At 73.4% G+C, this 16,878-nt stretch carries 10 protein-coding genes, 1 pseudogene and 1 riboswitch; of the genes and pseudogenes, 5 read left to right on the forward strand and 6 right to left on the reverse strand.

What is annotated here, in order from left to right; genetic code table 11:
• Window positions 1-15: 15 nt before the first annotated feature.
• From AB0389_RS16895 to AB0389_RS16905, 3 genes are all read right to left on the reverse strand, one after another.
• On the reverse strand, window positions 16-396 hold the full coding sequence (locus AB0389_RS16895; protein WP_366396156.1) for a hypothetical protein: 381 nt from the start codon (window positions 394-396) through the stop codon (window positions 16-18).
• A 170-nt stretch (window positions 397-566) separates the two neighbouring features.
• Entirely contained in the window at window positions 567-1,643 is a 1,077-nt protein-coding gene (locus tag AB0389_RS16900; RefSeq protein ID WP_366396157.1) for an NlpC/P60 family protein, read from the reverse strand.
• 258 nt (window positions 1,644-1,901) lie between these two features.
• On the reverse strand, window positions 1,902-3,368 hold the full coding sequence (locus tag AB0389_RS16905; RefSeq protein WP_366396158.1) for a C40 family peptidase: 1,467 nt from the start codon (window positions 3,366-3,368) through the stop codon (window positions 1,902-1,904).
• Window positions 3,367-3,539: riboswitch (cyclic di-AMP (ydaO/yuaA leader) on the reverse strand. Its footprint overlaps the gene before it by 2 nt.
• Window positions 3,540-3,827: 288 nt before the next feature.
• Here AB0389_RS16905 and pcrA point away from each other — a divergent pair.
• Window positions 3,828-6,341: a DNA helicase PcrA gene (gene pcrA, locus AB0389_RS16910; RefSeq protein ID WP_366396159.1), complete on the forward strand. Its 2,514-nt coding sequence runs from the start codon at window positions 3,828-3,830 to the stop codon at window positions 6,339-6,341.
• 97 nt (window positions 6,342-6,438) lie between these two features.
• Here the strand turns inward: pcrA and AB0389_RS16915 are convergent, their stop codons facing one another.
• Entirely contained in the window at window positions 6,439-8,175 is a 1,737-nt protein-coding gene (locus AB0389_RS16915; RefSeq protein WP_366396160.1) for a peptidoglycan DD-metalloendopeptidase family protein, read from the reverse strand.
• Window positions 8,176-8,577: 402 nt separating this feature from the next.
• Here AB0389_RS16915 and AB0389_RS16920 point away from each other — a divergent pair, with 402 nt between their 5' ends.
• Window positions 8,578-8,991, forward strand: coding sequence for a cobalamin B12-binding domain-containing protein (locus AB0389_RS16920; RefSeq protein WP_366396161.1), 414 nt, complete (start codon window positions 8,578-8,580; stop codon window positions 8,989-8,991).
• 167 nt (window positions 8,992-9,158) lie between these two features.
• On the opposite strand, the gene AB0389_RS16925 is transcribed toward AB0389_RS16920, so the two are convergent.
• Together AB0389_RS16925 and AB0389_RS16930 are read right to left on the reverse strand one after the other, a co-directional pair.
• Complete coding sequence (locus tag AB0389_RS16925; protein WP_366396162.1) at window positions 9,159-10,844, reverse strand: DUF5691 domain-containing protein; 1,686 nt, start codon at window positions 10,842-10,844, stop codon at window positions 9,159-9,161.
• Window positions 10,845-10,880: 36 nt separating this feature from the next.
• A pseudogene (locus tag AB0389_RS16930) lies at window positions 10,881-11,828 on the reverse strand (SWIM zinc finger family protein); the annotation flags it as partial.
• Window positions 11,829-11,997: 169 nt separating this feature from the next.
• On the opposite strand from AB0389_RS16930, the gene AB0389_RS16935 reads away from it, so the two are divergent.
• Genes AB0389_RS16935 through AB0389_RS16945 form a run of 3 tightly spaced genes read left to right on the forward strand, consistent with a single transcriptional unit; the run spans window position 11,998 to window position 16,867 of the window.
• Window positions 11,998-13,146 carry an AAA family ATPase gene (locus AB0389_RS16935; protein ID WP_366396163.1) on the forward strand — a complete coding sequence of 383 codons (1,149 nt, stop codon included), beginning with the start codon at window positions 11,998-12,000 and terminating at the stop codon, window positions 13,144-13,146.
• Window positions 13,143-15,626, forward strand: coding sequence for a DUF5682 family protein (locus AB0389_RS16940; RefSeq protein WP_366396164.1), 2,484 nt, complete (start codon window positions 13,143-13,145; stop codon window positions 15,624-15,626). The genes AB0389_RS16935 and AB0389_RS16940 overlap by 4 nt, the downstream gene beginning before the upstream one ends.
• Window positions 15,623-16,867 (forward strand): VWA domain-containing protein, encoded by a 1,245-nt coding sequence (locus AB0389_RS16945; protein WP_366396165.1) that lies wholly within the window; start codon window positions 15,623-15,625, stop codon window positions 16,865-16,867. The genes AB0389_RS16940 and AB0389_RS16945 overlap by 4 nt, the downstream gene beginning before the upstream one ends.
• The last annotated feature ends 11 nt before the right edge of the window (window positions 16,868-16,878 follow it).

Consider the following 16,878-nt stretch of genomic DNA (forward strand, 5'->3'; position numbering starts at 1 on the left):
CGGCTGCTCAGCCGGCTACGAGCAGCGCCAGGAGGTCACGTAGAGCCGCTCCTGGTCGTCCTCCATGAGGCCCCGGACGCACTCCCCGGGCTCGGTGTCGAGCGCGCCGGTCAGCTCGGCACGCCCCTGCCGGGTCGTCCGCGTACCGAACCACCCGGGGAACGCGGTGATCCGGTCGTCCTTGCGCTGGTATCCGAGGCGTACGGAGACCCCGGGGCGGCCCGGGCGCTGGACGTAACGGGTGGTGAAGGTGCCCGCGCCGCCGATCGGCCCCTCGACGCAGAGCCGCCCGCCGGAGAGCTCGCCGCAGCCCTCGGGCGTGACGCCGACGGGAGCCAGCACGAAGAGCGACCCCACGACGAGACCGGTGGCACGAAGGGCGGTGGCGCGTCGCACGGTTCGCACGGTTCTCATGGAGCTCACGGAGTTCATGGCTCTCACGGGCGGCACCTCTCTCCGGCTCCCCCTGCCGCTCATGGTGGCGCGCGGCAGGGGGCGGGGCACTCCGACGGGCCCGTGAGTGGTCCGTACGGGCCAAGCGGGAGCGGCTGCGCACCCGGCCGGCGTTACGCGGGCCGGGCGGCGCCCGCGAACGGCATCTGGTCGATCGGCGCGAGCTTGACCGCCGAGCCGGGGCGCGGGGCGTGGATCATCTGCCCGCCCCCGACATAGATCCCCACATGGCTGACGCCGGAGAAGAAGAACACCAGGTCACCAGGGGCGAGCCGGTCGCGGCTCACGCGCTGCCCCGCGTTGATCTGGGTGTAAGTGGTCCGGGGCAGGGAGACCCCTGCCGCGCGCCACGCCGCCTGGGTCAGCCCCGAGCAGTCGAACGATCCCGGCCCGGTCGAGCCCCAGACGTACGGCTTGCCGATCGCGCCGTACGCGAAGGCGACCGCCGCCGCGGCCCGGGCGTTCGGCGCCGGCGCGCTCCCGGCCGGCCGCTCCGGCGTACCGCCGCCGTCGGCGCCCTGCCGCTGTCCGTCGTAGTCGGCGCGCTGCGCGGCGGAGAGCCGGTCCAGCAGCCGCTGGGCGGCGCCGATCTTCTTCTGGACGGTGGCCTTGTGCCGGGCCAGTTCCGCCCTGCGCGCCCCGAGATCCTTGATCCGCTCGTCGGCCCGCGCGCGCAGCCCGGCGAGCTGCCCGAGCTCTCCGCGGATCCCGGTGATCATGGCCGCCTGCCGGGTGCCCGCCAGTTCGGCCAGCGACGCTCCTTCGAGGTACGTCTCGGGCTTCGAGCTGAGACCGAGCTGTACGGCGGGGTCGAGGCCGCCGGAGCGGTACTGCGCGGCGGCGACGGAACCGAGCGCGTCGCGCGAGGTGTTGAGCCGCTCCGTCCGGCGGGCGGCCTCGTCCCGCAGGCGGGCCAGTGAGGTACGGGCCTCGTCCGCCTTCACCTTCACGCCGTTGTACCGCTCCGTGGCGGTCTCCGCCTGCTGGTACAGCCGGTCCACCTCGGCCTTCACCTGCGCGGCCGTGGGCCGGGGCGTGGCGTGCGCGGGAGCGCCCGCGGCGGTCGCGGTGGCGGCCCCCGCGAGCGCGAGCGTGGCCGCCGTACGGACGGTGCGGGCGGTACGGGTCGCACCGTTCGCACCGCCCTGGCCGGAGAGCGGGCGCCTTCTGGGTTTGCGGTGCGCTGCCACGGGGGCGTCCTCGTCCTTCTGTCCATGTCCACATGGCTGTCCATGCGGGTGGGCGGTACGGATTCGGGCCGCCTGGAGAAGGACGCTAAAGGGAAAGGTCACGGTCCGGCATCGGCGGAGCGATATTGGCCGGAGGTGGTGATTCCGTAGCGGTTTGCGATCGGAATGCTTCCGGGGATGGCGCCGACCTGATCACCACGCTCCGGACCCGACCGGCGTGGATATCGCCGCCGGTCGGGTCCGTGCGTGGACCGCCGGTCAGGCCGGGCGGACGCTGCCGAAGATCGGCAGGTAGTAGATCGACTCCTCGCGGACGTTCGCGCCCGGCTTGGGCGCGTGGATCATCATGCCGTCACCGATGTAGATGCCCGCGTGGCTGACGTCGTCGTAGAAGAAGACGAGATCACCGGGGAGGAGATCGTCCGTCGCGACGCGGGTGCCGGTGTTGACCTGATCCCAGGTGGTGCGCGGCAGCTCGACGCCGGCCACCTTCCAGGCGGCCTGGGTCAGGCCCGAGCTGTCGTACGAACTGGGGCCCGAGGCGCCCCACACGTACGGCTTGCCGATCTGGGCGCGGGCGAAGGCGAGGACCTTCGCCGCCTTGGTGGCGTAGCTGTTGCCGGGCGCGGCGGCCGTACCCGTACCCGTACCCGTCGTGCCCGCGGTGGCGACCACGTCCGCGTCCGCGCCGGCGCCGGCGCCCGGGTCCGTGCTCGTGCCCGCGGCCGTGACCCGGCCCGTGACCGCGCCCGCGGCGGCGATCGCGTCCGGCCGGCCCTGCTGCTCCTGACGCTCCTGACGCTCCTGGCGCTCCCACTCGGCGGCCTCCGCGGCGGCGCGCGCCTCGGCTGCCGCCTGGGCCTGGGCACGGGCCTGGACCTGGGCCTCGATCTGCGCCTGGGCCTGCGCCTGAGCCTGTGCCTGGGCCTGTGTCTCCGCCCGGCGGCGGGCTTCTTCCTCTTCCTGTTCGCGCTCCTGCTTCAGGCGCTCCAGCGCGGCCAGCCGCGCCTGCTCACCCGATGTCGCCTTCGACAGCAGGGCACGCGCGTCGGCCAGCTTCTTCTGGACGGTTTCCTTGTTGTTCCGCAGGGACGACTGCGGGTCGGACTGTGCGTCGTCCTGCGGGTCCTGCGGGTTGTCCTGCGGGTCGGCCGATTCCTCCGGGCCGGCCACGGATTGAGCGGGCTGCGCGGGCGGCGCGGGCTGCGCGGGCGGCGCGGGCGGTACGTTCGGTACGGCCGGTATGACCGGAGCGACCCGCGGCACCGGCGGCTGGGTCGGCCGCGGCGGCGCGCTCTGCTGGGGACGCCCGGCGGTCCGGTCCGCGGTCCGGTCCGTGAACATCAGCGTGCCGGCCGGGGCGGGGCCGCCGTCCCGGAACTGCGCGGGGGACTGGGGACTGAGCGTACGGCGGGCCTCGTTCAGCTTGTCGGCGCCCTTGACGACGTTGTCGCGCACCCGGTCGACGGTGCGCTTCTCCTTCGTCGTACTGGGCTTCGGCTTGCTGAACTGCTGGGTGGCGCCGCCGGCTTGGCGGTACAGGTCGTTGACCTTCTTCTGTACCTCTTCGACCGAGGGGTTCGGCTCGGCGGGCGCGGCGCCCGCGCTCTGCGTCGACAGCAGCGTGACCGAGGCGATGGCGGCCGTAGTGACCCCGACGGCGGGGGAGTTGGTGCCTACGCCGCTACGGTTGCGCGACTTGCGATGCGACGCCAAGGTCGGCATCTCCTTCCGTGGACCGCCTACCGGGTTAGCTGTCGGGTTCGGGCGGAACGGAAGGCTGCCCTACGGGCCTGGTGTACGGCGGACGTACGGCCCGATTCACCCCGGTGATGCAGAGTGGGTCCCCGGTTCCGGACCTCCTTGGGAGGAGGCCGAATTCGGCGTGGGCCGCCCGCTTGGCGTGGATCGCCAGGGGGTTACGGGCTGCCTGATCGAGCACGCTAGCCAAGTTGTGCTGCTGATGTGAAGGTGGATGGTCGATATGCCCGGAACATTTTCGTGACCATTTGCTGGAGTGAGGTGCGAGCGGCGTCAATGGAGGGTATAGCGTCACGCTTGGTAGTTACCCGGTCGCGTGGCGGCGAATGTGACGAGGGGCGCGGACCGAATGCGGAGACGGGCGCGGACCGAATCGGAAGACGGGCGCGGACTGTCAGTGTGGCCGCCTAGACTCGGAAAGCGATGAGCAGCCTCTTTGACGACAGTTTCCTGGCGGATCTCCAGCCCTCCGGCGACGCGCACCCGCCGCCGCCCGAGGAGGAGGACGAGCACGCCCCCGAGCAGGTGCCCGACGACCTGTTCGGCGGCGTGTTCGACGCGCCGCCGCCGCGCGACCCGTACCACCGCGGCGGCAGTCCGCGCTCGGTCGTGGACCCCGCCGCGCTGCTGGAGGGGCTGAACGACGAGCAGCGCGCCGCCGTCGTGCACACCGGCACGCCGCTGCTCATCGTGGCCGGCGCCGGATCCGGCAAGACGCGGGTCCTCACGCACCGGATCGCGCATCTGCTGGGCAGCCGCGGTGTCCACCCCGGCCAGATACTGGCGATCACCTTCACCAACAAGGCCGCGGGCGAGATGAAGGAGCGGGTCGGCGACCTCGTCGGCGCGCGCGCCAACGCCATGTGGGTGCTGACGTTCCACAGCGCCTGTGTGCGGATCCTGCGCCGGGAATCGAAGCGGCTCGGCTTCACCTCGTCGTTCTCGATCTACGACGCGGCCGACTCCAAGCGGCTGATGGCGCTGGTCTGCCGTGATCTCGATCTCGACCCCAAGCGCTATCCGCCCAAGGCGTTCAGCGCCAAGATCTCGAACCTGAAGAACGAGCTGATCGACGAGGAGACCTTCGCCGGCCAGGCCGCTGACGGCTTCGAGAAGACGCTCGCCGAGGCGTACCGGATGTACCAGGGCCGGCTGCGCGAGGCCAACGCCCTGGACTTCGACGACATCATCATGACCACCGTCCATCTGCTCCAGGCGTTCCCCGACGTCGCCGAGCACTACCGGCTCCGCTTCCGCCACGTCCTGGTGGACGAGTACCAGGACACCAACCACGCGCAGTACACACTCGTACGCGAGCTGGTGGGCCCCTCGGGCGAGGGGCACGACCCGGCCGAGCTGTGCGTCGTCGGCGACGCCGACCAGTCGATCTACGCGTTCCGGGGCGCCACGATCCGCAACATCCTCCAGTTCGAGGAGGACTACCCGGACGCGACGACGATCCTGCTGGAGCAGAACTACCGCTCCACACAGACGATCCTCAGCGCCGCCAACGCGGTCATCGAGCGCAACGAGAGCCGCCGCCCGAAGAACCTGTGGACGAACGCGGGCGCCGGCGCGCAGATCACCGGGTACGTCGCCGACACGGAGCACGACGAGGCGCAGTTCGTCGCGGAGGAGATCGACCGGCTGACGGACGCGGGCGACGCCAAGGCGGGCGACGTCGCCGTCTTCTACCGGACGAACGCGCAGTCGCGTGTCTTCGAGGAGATCTTCATCCGGGTCGGCCTGCCGTACAAGGTCGTCGGCGGGGTGCGCTTCTACGAGCGCAAGGAAGTCCGCGATGTGCTGGCCTACCTGCGGGTTCTGGCCAATCCGGAGGACAACGTACCGCTGCGCAGGATCCTCAATGTGCCCAAGCGCGGCATCGGGGACCGGGCGGAGGCGATGATCGACGCGCTCGCCCTCCGGGAGAAGATCACGTTCCCGCAGGCGCTGCGGCGGGTGGACGAGGCGTACGGGATGGCGGCGCGCTCCGCCAACGCCGTCAAGCGCTTCAACACGCTGATGGAGGACCTGCGCACGATCGTCGAGTCGGGCGCCGGGCCCGCGACGGTCCTGGAGGCCGTGCTCGAACGGACCGGGTATCTGGCCGAGCTGCAGGCGTCGACCGACCCGCAGGACGAGACCCGGATCGAGAACCTTCAGGAACTGGCCGCCGTGGCGCTCGAATTCGAGCAGGAACGCGGCCAGGCGGCGGGCGGCGAGGGCGAGGGCGAAGGGGAGACGGCCGACACGGACGACACCCCCGCTGTCGCGGCCACTCCGACCCTCGCCGAGTTCCTGGAGAAGGTCGCGCTCGTCGCGGACTCCGACCAGATCCCCGACGAGGACGAGGACGGCTCCGGGGTCATCACGCTGATGACGCTGCACACGGCCAAGGGGCTTGAGTTCCCCGTGGTGTTCCTGACCGGCATGGAGGACGGCGTCTTCCCGCACATGCGTTCCCTCGGCCAGACGAAGGAGCTGGAGGAGGAGCGGCGCCTCGCATACGTCGGCATCACGCGCGCGCGGGAACGGCTCTATCTGACGCGGTCGTCGATGCGCAGCGCCTGGGGGCAGCCCTCGTACAACCCGCCGTCGCGGTTCCTGGAGGAGATCCCGGGACAGCATCTGGAGTGGAAGCGCACCGGCGCGCAGATCCCGGCGGGTCCGACGCAGGGCATCGCGTCCTCGCTGTCGTCCTCGGCCGCCGCGCGGTCGCGGACCGGCGGCCCCTCGGGGTTCGCCACCCGGCGTACGGCGGACAAGCCGGTGATCTCGCTGGCCACCGGGGACCGGGTCACCCACGACCAGTTCGGCCTCGGCACGGTCATGGCGGTGACGGGTACGGGCGCGGACGCGCAGGTGACGGTCGACTTCGGGGACGCCAAGCCCAAGCGGCTGCTGCTGCGTTACGCACCGGTCGAGAAGCTCTAGCGGTAAGTCTCCAGCGGCAAGTGGAGGGCGGTACGCCGATCGGGGCCCCCTGAGGGAGGCCCCGATTCGGTCGTTCGGTTCATGTCGTTCGCGTCGCTCAGGACGGGTCGATGCCGTGGCTGCGCAGCCACTGGAGCGGGTCGACCGCGGAGCCCGCGCCCGGCCGTACCTCGAAGTGCAGATGCGGTCCGGTGGAGTTGCCGGAGCTGCCCGAGTAGGCGATCACGTCACCGGCCTTGACCGAGCCCGAGCGGAGCTTGGTGGTGCTGAGGTGGCAGTACCAGGTCTCGGTGCCGTCGGGGGAGGTGACGATGGCCATGTTGCCGTAGGCGCTGTTGTACTGCGTCCGTACGGTGCCGTCCGTCGCGGCCATCACGGGCGTCCCGTACGACACCGGGAAGTCGATGCCGGTGTGTACGGACATCCAGTTGACGCCGGCCTGTCCGTAGTACGCGCTGAGGCCGTGCTGCGAGACGGGGAGCACGAACTTGGGGCGCTCGGCCTCCTTGCGTGCTTCCTCAGCGATCCGCTTCTTCCGGTCAGCTTCCTGCCGGGCCTGGAGGTCGATGCGCTCCTGCGTACGGCTGGCCCGGTCGCCGAAGTCGCGGGCTCCCGCGCTGGCGGTGGTGATCTGGGTGTCGAGCTGTTTGTTGGCGGCGACGGTGGTGGCGGGTTTCTCGGTGGCGGCGTCGGCCGCCGACGCGGTGGTCGCCTTGTCGTCCTTGACGTCCTCGCCGCCGCCGAGTCCGCTGACGGAGGCCGCCGCGATTCCGGCGACGCCCATCACACAGGCGGAGGGAACGGCGATGGTGAGGAGTGCGGAGCGCTTGGCGGGGGTACGGCGGCGGCCTCGGCCACCGCTTCCGCCGGCCCGGCTCACCGTGCGGGGGGTGACGCTGATGGTGGGGACGGCCATGGTCGCCGCCATGTGCAGCGACTCGGCCTCGGGGGCGTTCTCGGGGGCGAGGTCCGGGTCGGCGGCAGGGCCGGGATGGTCGGTCTGCTCGTCCTGGTCGCCCGGCGTGCCCGTGGCGGCGGCGTGCTCGACGCCGTCCTCGGTGCCGTACACCTGTTCAGGCTCCGGGCCCGGGACGCCGTAGTCGGCGTCGGGGCCGTACTGCGAGGCCGGTTCCGTCTCGTACGGGGTGTCGTACGCGGGGGCCGTCCATACGGCGGTGGCCTCGTAGTCGAGGGGCGCGCTCACGGACTGGAACTGCTCGGCGTCGAACTGGGCCGTCTCGAACTGGGCCGGGAGGTCGTACCCGAACTGGGTGTTCTCGGCGCTGTCGACCGTCACGTTCTGGAACTGGCCGCTGTCGAACTGCGTGTTCTCGAACTGCGTGTTCTCGAACTGGCCGTTCTCGAAGTGCGTGCTGTCGAACGGCGCGCTGTCGAACTGGCCGGTTCCGCCGGACTCGTTCGGCTGAGCCGCCGGTGTCCAGCTGTCCGCGTTCCACTGCCCGGAGGAGTCGGCGGTGGCGGTTGCGGTGGCCCACTGGCCGCTCGTGTCGTACTGCGGCGTCGCGTACACGTCGTATCCGGCCACCGGATTGCCGCCGGTGTCCCACTGCCCGGATTCGTACGGTCCTGTGCCGTACGCCGTGGGGGGCGCCGTGACCGTCTGGTATCCGCCGGTCTCATAGCCGGTGGCGCCGGTCTCGTAGCCGGCGTTCTCGTATCCGCCGGTCCCGTATCCGGAGTGGTCGACTCCGGTCTGGTCGACCGGGCCGGCCGAGCCGTCCGGAAGGTGGCCGAAGAGGGGATCCGGCGTGTAGCTGCCGTTCTGGTAACCGTCATGTGCGGCGTACCCGGCGTGGGCGTGCTGGTCGTTCACCAACTTCTCTCTCGCCTCGGCAGCAGAAGCAGAACCAGGGTTGTCCGGAACTCGTCCTGATCGGAAGGGTCCCGGAGGAAAGCAGTGGCCGCGACTGTACCCGGCGGTATGCGACGGCGACAATCTTCCGAGGGTTTTGCGCGTTGAGGAAACGGGCATTCGGCCGTGTTTCGGCGCTCCGCGGACGCAGCCTTGGCCGTACGTTCGATAAATGTTCGATCAACTGCCGTGGGGTGAAGGGGAAAGAGGCCGGGAGCGGCACGAGTGGCAGGGCCTCGGAACACCGCGGAGCGGACATGTCCCGGGTGTGATTTCCCCCTCGGGATCCTCCGCGGAACCGCGCGTTGCGGGATGCTGAGGATAACGTTCGTTCACTACGGCGCCGTCGACGTGGAGGCAGTGATGGGTGTGGCTGGTCCGATTCGTGTGGTGGTGGCCAAGCCGGGCCTCGACGGTCACGACCGAGGAGCGAAGGTGATCGCGCGGGCGCTGCGCGACGCGGGCATGGAGGTCATCTATACGGGCCTGCACCAGACGCCCGAGCAGATCGTGGACACCGCGATCCAGGAGGACGCCGACGCGATCGGCCTCTCCATCCTCTCCGGCGCCCACAACACGCTCTTCGCGAAGGTGATCGAGCTGCTGAAGGAGAAGGACGCGGCGGACATCAAGGTCTTCGGTGGCGGCATCATCCCCGAGGACGACATCGCGCCGCTGAAGGAGCTGGGCGTCGCGGAGATCTTCACTCCGGGTGCGACGACGACATCGATCGTCGCCTGGGTCAACGCCAACCTCCGCCAGCCGGCCGGGATGTGACGGGGAGACAGAGGGTCGACACGGGGTGACGGCTCGGGGTGACGGCACGGGGTGACGGCACGGGGTGACGGCACGGGGTGACGGCACGGGGTGACGGCACGGGGTGACGGCACGGGGTGGCGGCTCGGGGTGACGGCCGCGGGCGAGGGCCGGCCGCCGCGCCCCCGTCAGGGAGGCACCGGACCGTCCGGGCCGGCCAGCTCCGTCAGCAGGGTCGCGCGCAGCCGCAGCGTGGCGGCCAGCCGCTGGAACGCCTCCGACCAGTAGCCGTCCGCGCCGTGCCGCGCGTCCTCCGGCTGGTCGGGCGCGGCCGTGAGGAGGGCGAGCCGGTCCGCCTCCACCGGGTCCAGACAGCGTTCCGCGAGGCCCATGACCCCGCTGAAGCTCCATGGGTACCCGCCCTCGTCCCGCGCGGTGCCCAGGGCGTCCACGACCGCGCGGCCGACCGGCTCCGGCCAGGGCACCGCGCAGACTCCGAGCAGCTGGAACGCCTCCGACAGGCCGTGCGCCGAAATGAACGCGGCGATCCATGCCGACCGTTCGGCGGACGGCAGCGTGGCGAGCAGCCGCGCCCGCTCGGCCAGGGACAAGGTGCCCGGTCCGGTGGCCGGCGCGGCCGTGGGCGGGCCCGGTGCGTGCGGTGCCGCTTCCGCGACACGCCCCAGCAGCGCGGCGGACCAGAGCGCGTCCCGCTGCCGGACGGCCGCCCGGCACCAGGCGGCGTGCAGGTCGTCCGCCCAGTCGTCCAGGACGGGCAGCGCCACGATCTCCGCCGGAGTCCGGCCGCCCAGCCTGGCCGGCCAGGTGGCCAGCGGCGCGGCCTCCACCAACTGGCCCAGCCACCAGGACCGTTCGCCCCGTCCCGCGGGCGCCGTCGGGACCACACCGTCGCGCCGCATGTCCGCGTCGCACTCATGCGGCGCCTCGACCGCGACGACCTGACCGCCGCCCGTTCGGTCCATGCTCACGCAGGTCGCCGCGCGGGCCGCCATCCGGCGCGCGAACGCGGAGTTGGGCAGCGCGGACAGCAACTCGGCAGCCGTGGCACGGATGTTGCGGCTCCGGTCCGACAACGCCTCCTCCAGGAAGGCTTCGTCCGCCGGGGAGAGCCCGGTACGCAGCGAGTCGAGGAACAGCAGCCGGTCCTCGGCGCGCTCGGTGGACCAGGCCGAGGCCAGCAGCTCCCGCGCCGCCGCCGGGTCCTCGGCCCGTACGGCGGACAGCAGCGCGAGCCGCTCGGTGAACAGGCCCTCCGCCCAGAGCCGCCGGACCGACTCGGCGTCCCGGGCCGCCGGCAGGGCGCCGCCCCCCGACGCGTCGCGCAGCGCGAAGCGCCACTCGGGGTTGAGCCGGGCCAGCCACCGCCCGCGCACCCCCGCGAACAGCAGGGCCCCCGGCCGCAGATCGGTACGCGCGCGGGCGGCGTCCAGCAGCGCGGGCAGTACGGCGGCGGGCGCGCGGTAGCCGCGCTCGTTGGCGGCGGCCAGCCACTGCGGCAGCAGCTCGCCGAGGTCCGGCGCCGCGCCCCGGCGGCCCCCGCCGGCCCCCGCCGACCGGTCGGCGAGCAACTGCACGAGCCGCCTCCCGGCCGCCTCAGGCACCGGCCGCCGGCCGTCGTACGGAGCGGCCTCGGGAGGCCGCCCGGCCCGCGCGGGGCGCAGTCCTGCCCTGCGCCGTACGGTATGGAGCGCGGCGGCGTCCAGCAGCGCCACGGGCGCGTCAGGACCGTCGGCCGGCGGATCCGTCGGCGGAGGGCGGCGGTCCGTACCGAGCAGCGCCGAGACGACGAGCTGCTCCCAGGACGTGGTGAGGGCCGTGGCGGCGCCGCTGGTCGCACGGGACGTGGTGGTCATGGGCGGCTTCTCCTCCGTAAGCGGGTTGGTCCTCGGTCAGGTGAGCGGCACCGGGCCCGGTATGTCCTCCGCCCAGGCCGTCAGCGGGAGGAAGCCGCGGTGGCCGAACTCGCCGAAGACGGTGACCGGTTCGCCGCCGGAGAGCGCCGCTAGCTTCCACAGCCCGGAGCGGGACAGCCCGGCGGACGCGAGGGGCAGCGCGGCCCCGCCCGCCGCGTCCGCCACCTGCCAGCCGCCCCCGGCCCCCGGCACCGGGACGACCCGGCACAGCGTCACCGGCACAGCGTCCAGCCAGGGATCGGCCGGCAGCGCCGCGCCGTACGCCTCGATCGCCGCCTCCGTGGAGCCGCCGGGCGGCGGCTCCACCATGGGGCCCGGCGCACTGAACTGCTCGCCCCAGTCGGCCCGTAGCTGCCCGGCGCCCGGATGCGGCACGATCTCGGCGTCGACCACCAGGCCCACCGGCAGCTCCAGCGCCGGGGCCCGGCCCGCCGCGCCGAAGGAGAGCACCAGCGCCGAGCGCCCCGAGTCCCGCCCGTACAGCCGGATCCTGCGCGTGACGAGCCTGCCGTCGGACGTGTCGTACTGCGCGAGCACCAGCCAGTGGTCCCGGATCGGCGGGCCCCCGGCGGACGACGGGAGGCCGACCCGGGTGCGGACCGTGGCCGCCAGTGGCTCCGGCAGCCGGTCGCGCCCCTGCCACGCCGTGCTCAGCAGATGCAGCATCGCGGACTCCTCCAGCAGCCGCGCCGGCCACCCGGGGCCCGAACCGGGGATCGCCCCCAACTCCCGCACCCGGCTCGCCAGACCGGGCGCCTGCGCGTCGACCATCCGGGCCGCCGTCTCCTCCCACACCCCGTACCCCGACTGCTCGCCCGCGGCCAGCCCGCCGCGCAGCAGATCCGTCAGCCGCCGCTCCAGCTCCGTCGTGCCCGCCGTGATCCGCGCGGCCCGCGACTCCGCTCGGCGTGACGCGGCGTCAGGAGCCCGGGCCGGCACCTGTTCCACCATGCTGCGTTCCCCCGTCCGATTCATGACCACGACGTTAGAGCCCCCCACTGACAATCGCTCTGACCTGCGGACACGGCCGATTGTCAGTGGCGTGGTGCACCGTGGAAACCCACATCGGGTCGAACGATCCGGAGGGGGAGCCATGACCGTGACCGAGAACCTGACCGAGACCGAGACCGGGACCACGTCCGAGAACGCCCTGCCCGGCGGCGGCGACATCCTGCGCCCGCACGCCGAGGACACGTTCGCCGGTGAACTGACGGCCCTGGCCGCGGCCGACGACCGGCCGCGGCCCGCCGGCTGGCGGCTTTCGCCGTGGGCCGTGGCCACCTATCTGCTCGGCGGCACGCTGCCCGGCGGGGCGCTGATCACACCGAAGTACGTGGGACCGCGCCGGATCGTCGAAGTCGCCGTCACCACCCTCGCCACCGACCGGGCGCTGCTGCTCCTCGGCGTGCCGGGCACCGCCAAGACCTGGGTCTCCGAACATCTCGCGGCAGCCGTCAGCGGCGACTCGACGCTGCTCGTGCAGGGCACGGCGGGCACGCCCGAGGAGGCGGTCAGGTACGGCTGGAACTACGCGCGGCTCCTCGCCGAAGGACCCAGCCGTGCCGCGCTCGTCCCCAGCCCGGTGCTGCGCGCCATGGCGGAGGGGATGACCGCGCGCGTCGAGGAGCTGACCCGTATCCCCGCCGATGTGCAGGACTCGCTCATCACGATCCTCTCCGAGAAGACCCTGCCGATTCCCGAGCTGGGACAGGAGGTGCAGGCCGTCCGCGGCTTCAACCTGATCGCGACGGCCAACGACCGGGACCGCGGGGTCAACGAGCTGTCCAGCGCGCTCCGCCGCCGCTTCAACACCGTCGTCCTGCCGCTGCCCGCCAGCCAGGAGGCCGAGGTCGGCATCGTCGCGCGCCGCGTCGACCAGCTGGGGCGCTCGCTCGGTCTGCCGGGCGGGCCCGAGGGCATCGACGAGATCCGCCGGGTCGTCACGGTCTTCCGCGAACTGCGCGACGGCGTCACGGCCGACGGCCGTACGAGGCTCAAGTCCCCCTCGGGGACGCTCTCCACCGCCGAGGCGATCTCCGTCGTCACCAACGGCCTCGCGCTCGCCGCCCACTTCGGCGACGGCGTGCTGCGCCCCGGCGATGTGGCGGCGGGCATCCTCGGCGCGGTCGTCCGCGATCCGGCGGCGGACCGGGTGATCTGGCGGGAGTACGTGGAGACGGTGGTCCGCGAGCGCGACGGCTGGCAGGACTTCTACCGCGCCTGCCGCGAGGTGAGCGCGTGACCACCGGGCGCGTGACCACCGCGCGCGAGACGACCGGGCGCGGGCCGCTGCTGCTCGGGGTCAGGCACCACGGCCCCGGCTCCGCGCGGGCGGTCCTGGCCGCGCTCGACGCGGGCGCGCCCCGGATCGTACTGATCGAGGGGCCGCCCGAGGCTGACCCGCTGCTGGCGCTCGCCACCGACCGGGCCATGCGGCCTCCCGTGGCGCTCCTCGCGCACGCCGTGGACGATCCGGGGCGCGCGGTGTTCTGGCCGCTGGCCGCGTTCTCCCCGGAGTGGGTCGCCCTGCGCTGGGCGCTCGACCACGGCGTACCGGCCCGCTTCATCGATCTGCCGGCCGCGCACTCCCTGGCGGCGCGGCCCGCAGCGGACGGCGATCCGCCCGGTCCGCCCGATCAGCCTGATCCGTTCGATCCGCTGGCCGCGCTCGCCGAGGCCGCCGGTCACGACAGCCCCGAGCGCTGGTGGGAGGACGTCGTCGAGCACCGGAGGGCGGGGACCGGGCCCGGCGACCCCTTCGCGCCGTTCGACGCCGTGGCCGACGCGATGGCCGCGCTGCGCGAGGAGTACGGCGACGGCGGAGACCCGCGCGATCGCGTCCGCGAGGCCCATATGCGGCTCCAGCTGCGGGCGGCGCGCAAGGAGTTCGCGGAGTACGGGGACGAGGCCGTCGCCGTCGTCTGCGGCGCCTGGCACGTGCCGGCGCTGCGCGAGCGGACCACCCTCGCCGCCGACCGCGCCCTGCTGAAGGGGCTGCCGAAGGTCAGGACCGACATCACCTGGGTGCCCTGGACCCACCGCAGGCTGGCCCGGCACAGCGGTTACGGCGCGGGCATCGACGCCCCCGGCTGGTACGGGCACCTCTTCGAGGCGCAGGACCGGCCCGTGGAGCGCTGGCTCACCAAGGTCGCCGGGCTGCTCCGCGCGGAGGACCATCCCGTCTCGCCCGCGCACGTCATCGAAGCGGTACGGCTCGCCGAGGCCCTCGCCACCCTGCGCGGCCGGCCGCTCGCCGGGCTCGACGAGACCACGGACGCGGTCCTGGCCGTCCTGTGCGAGGGCTCCGACGTACCGCTCGGGCTCATCAGGGACCGGCTCGTCGTCGGTGACGTGCTCGGCGCGGTTCCCGACACGGCGCCCGCCGTGCCGCTCCAGCGCGATCTCACCCGGCTCCAGCGCTCCCTGCGCCTCAAGCCGCAGGCGGAGCAGCGCGAGCTGGATCTCGACCTCCGTAAAGAGGGCGACGCGGCGAAGAGCGCGCTGCTGCACCGGCTGCGGCTCCTCGGCGTCGGCTGGGGCGAGCCCGTCGCGGGCCGTACGGGCACTGGCACCTTCCGGGAGGGCTGGCGGCTGCGCTGGGAGCCCGAACTGGCCGTACGGGTCGCGGAGGCCGGCGTCTGGGGCACGACCGTGCTCGCCGCCGCGACCGCCAGGGCCGAGTCCCTGGCCCGCTCGGCGGCCACGCTCGCCGAGGTCACGGAGCTGGCCGAGAGCTGCCTCCCGGCCGTACTGCCGGACGCCCTCCCCGTCGTCATGCGGGCCCTCGCCGACCGCGCCGCCCTCGACACCGATGTCGGCCGGCTCGCGCGGGCGCTCCCGGCGCTGGCCCGCGCGGCGAGATACGGAGACGTACGCACCACCGGGACCGGCACCGGCACCGGAACCGGCACCGGAACCGGCACCGGAACCGGCACCGGCACCAGGACCGCCACCGGGACCGGCACCAGGACCGGGGCCGCCGCCCTCGCCGACGTCGCGGCCGGGCTCGCCGAACGCGTCTGTGTGGGGCTGCCGCCCGCCTGCGCCGGGCTCGACGCGGACGGCGCCACCGAGATGCGCGGCCATCTCGACCGCGCGCACACCGCCATCCGCCTGCTGACCGGCGGCCGGGGCCCGGCCGCGCCTGCCGGCGAGGCCGCCGAGGCCGCCGAGGCCGGGGATGCGGGGCTGAACGGGCGCTGGGAGAGCGTCCTGCGCAAGCTCGCGGAACGGGACACCGTGGCCGGCACGGTCCGCGGCCGGGCCGCCCGGCTGCTCCTGGACGACGGGCGCCTCGCCCAGGACCGGGCCGCCGTCCTGATGGGGCTCGCCCTGTCACCCGGCGTCCCGCCCCCGGAGGCCGCCGCCTGGATGGAGGGCTTCCTGGGCGGCGCTCCCGGCGGCGGCCTGATCCTGGTCCACGACGAACGCCTCCTCGGCCTCGTCGACACCTGGCTGACAGGCGTGGCGCCCGGTGCCTTCACGGACGTACTGCCGCTGCTGCGCCGTACGTTCTCCGCGTACGAACCGGGCGTACGCCGCACCCTGGGCGAGCGTGTACGGCGCGGACCGGGCGGCGGCGCTGGTCAGGCCGGGCCCGCGCCCGCCGCGCCGGGCTTCGGCCCCGGACTCGACAAGGCCCGCGCCGACGCCGTACTGCCGGTGCTCGCGCTCATCCTCGACAAGGCCCACGATCTCGATCTCGCGGAGGTGAGGGGATGACCACGGACCCGGACACCGGCGGAGCCGAGGGCGAGCGGCTGCGCCGCTGGCGGATGGTGCTCGGCGGGGACGGCGCCGACGGGACGGGACACACCCCGGCCGGCACGGACGCGGCGATGGACGGCGCGCTGACCGCCCTGTACGGAGACGGAATCGGAAACGGAACCGGAGCAGGAACGGCGGCGGCCGGCCGGGCCGGCGCGGATAGCGGGAGCGGGCGCGGGCGCGCCGGTGGTCTCGGCGCCTCCGCGCCGTCCGTGGCGCGCTGGCTCGGCGACATCCGTACGTACTTCCCGAGCACCGTCGTCCAGGTCATGCAGCGGGACGCGATCGAGCGGCTCGGGCTCGCCTCACTGCTCCTGGAGCCGGAGACACTGGCGGCGGTCGAGCCCGACGTCCATCTCGTCGCCACCCTGCTCTCCCTCGGCAGAGCCATGCCCGAGACCACGAGGGAGACCGCCCGCGCCGTCGTCCGCAAGGTCGTCCAGGACCTCGAACGGCGGCTCGCCGCCCGTACCCGCACCACGCTCACCGGCGCGCTCGACCGCTCCGCGCGGATCAGCCGGCCGCGCCACCGGGACATCGACTGGGACCGGACGATCCGCGCCAACCTCAAGAACCGGCTGCCGGAGCGGGGCACGGACCGGGGTACGCGGCGGGGCACGATCGTTCCCGAACGGCTCGTCGGGCACGGCCGGGCGTCGCGGGCGGTGCGCAAGGAGATCATCCTCTGCGTCGACCAGTCCGGGTCGATGGCCGCCTCCGTCGTCCACGCCGCCGTCTTCGGCGCGGTCCTGGCGTCCGTGCCGTCCCTGGCGACCCGGCTGGTCGTCTTCGACACGGCCGTGGCCGACCTCACCGATCAGCTGGCCGACCCCGTCGACGTGCTCTTCGGCACCCGGCTCGGCGGGGGCACCGACATCAACCGGGCGCTCACGTACTGCCGCTCCCGCATCACCCGGCCCGCCGACACCGTCGTCGTGCTCATCAGCGACCTCTACGAAGGCGGGATACGCGACGGCATGACCGGCCGCGTCGCGGAGATGAAGGCGTCCGGCGTGGAGTTCGTGGCGCTGCTCGCGCTCTCGGACGAGGGGGCGCCCGCGTACGACCGCGAGCACGCGGCGGCCCTCTCCGCGCTGGGCGTGCCCGCCTTCGCGTGCACGCCCGACCTCTTCCCCGAGGTGATGGCGGCGGCACTGGAGAAACGTCCGATTCCGGTGCCTGACACCGGTCTGTGAGGGCGCGACGT

This window comes from Streptomyces sp. NPDC093109, assembly GCF_040701725.1.
GTDB lineage: Bacteria > Actinomycetota > Actinomycetes > Streptomycetales > Streptomycetaceae > Streptomyces.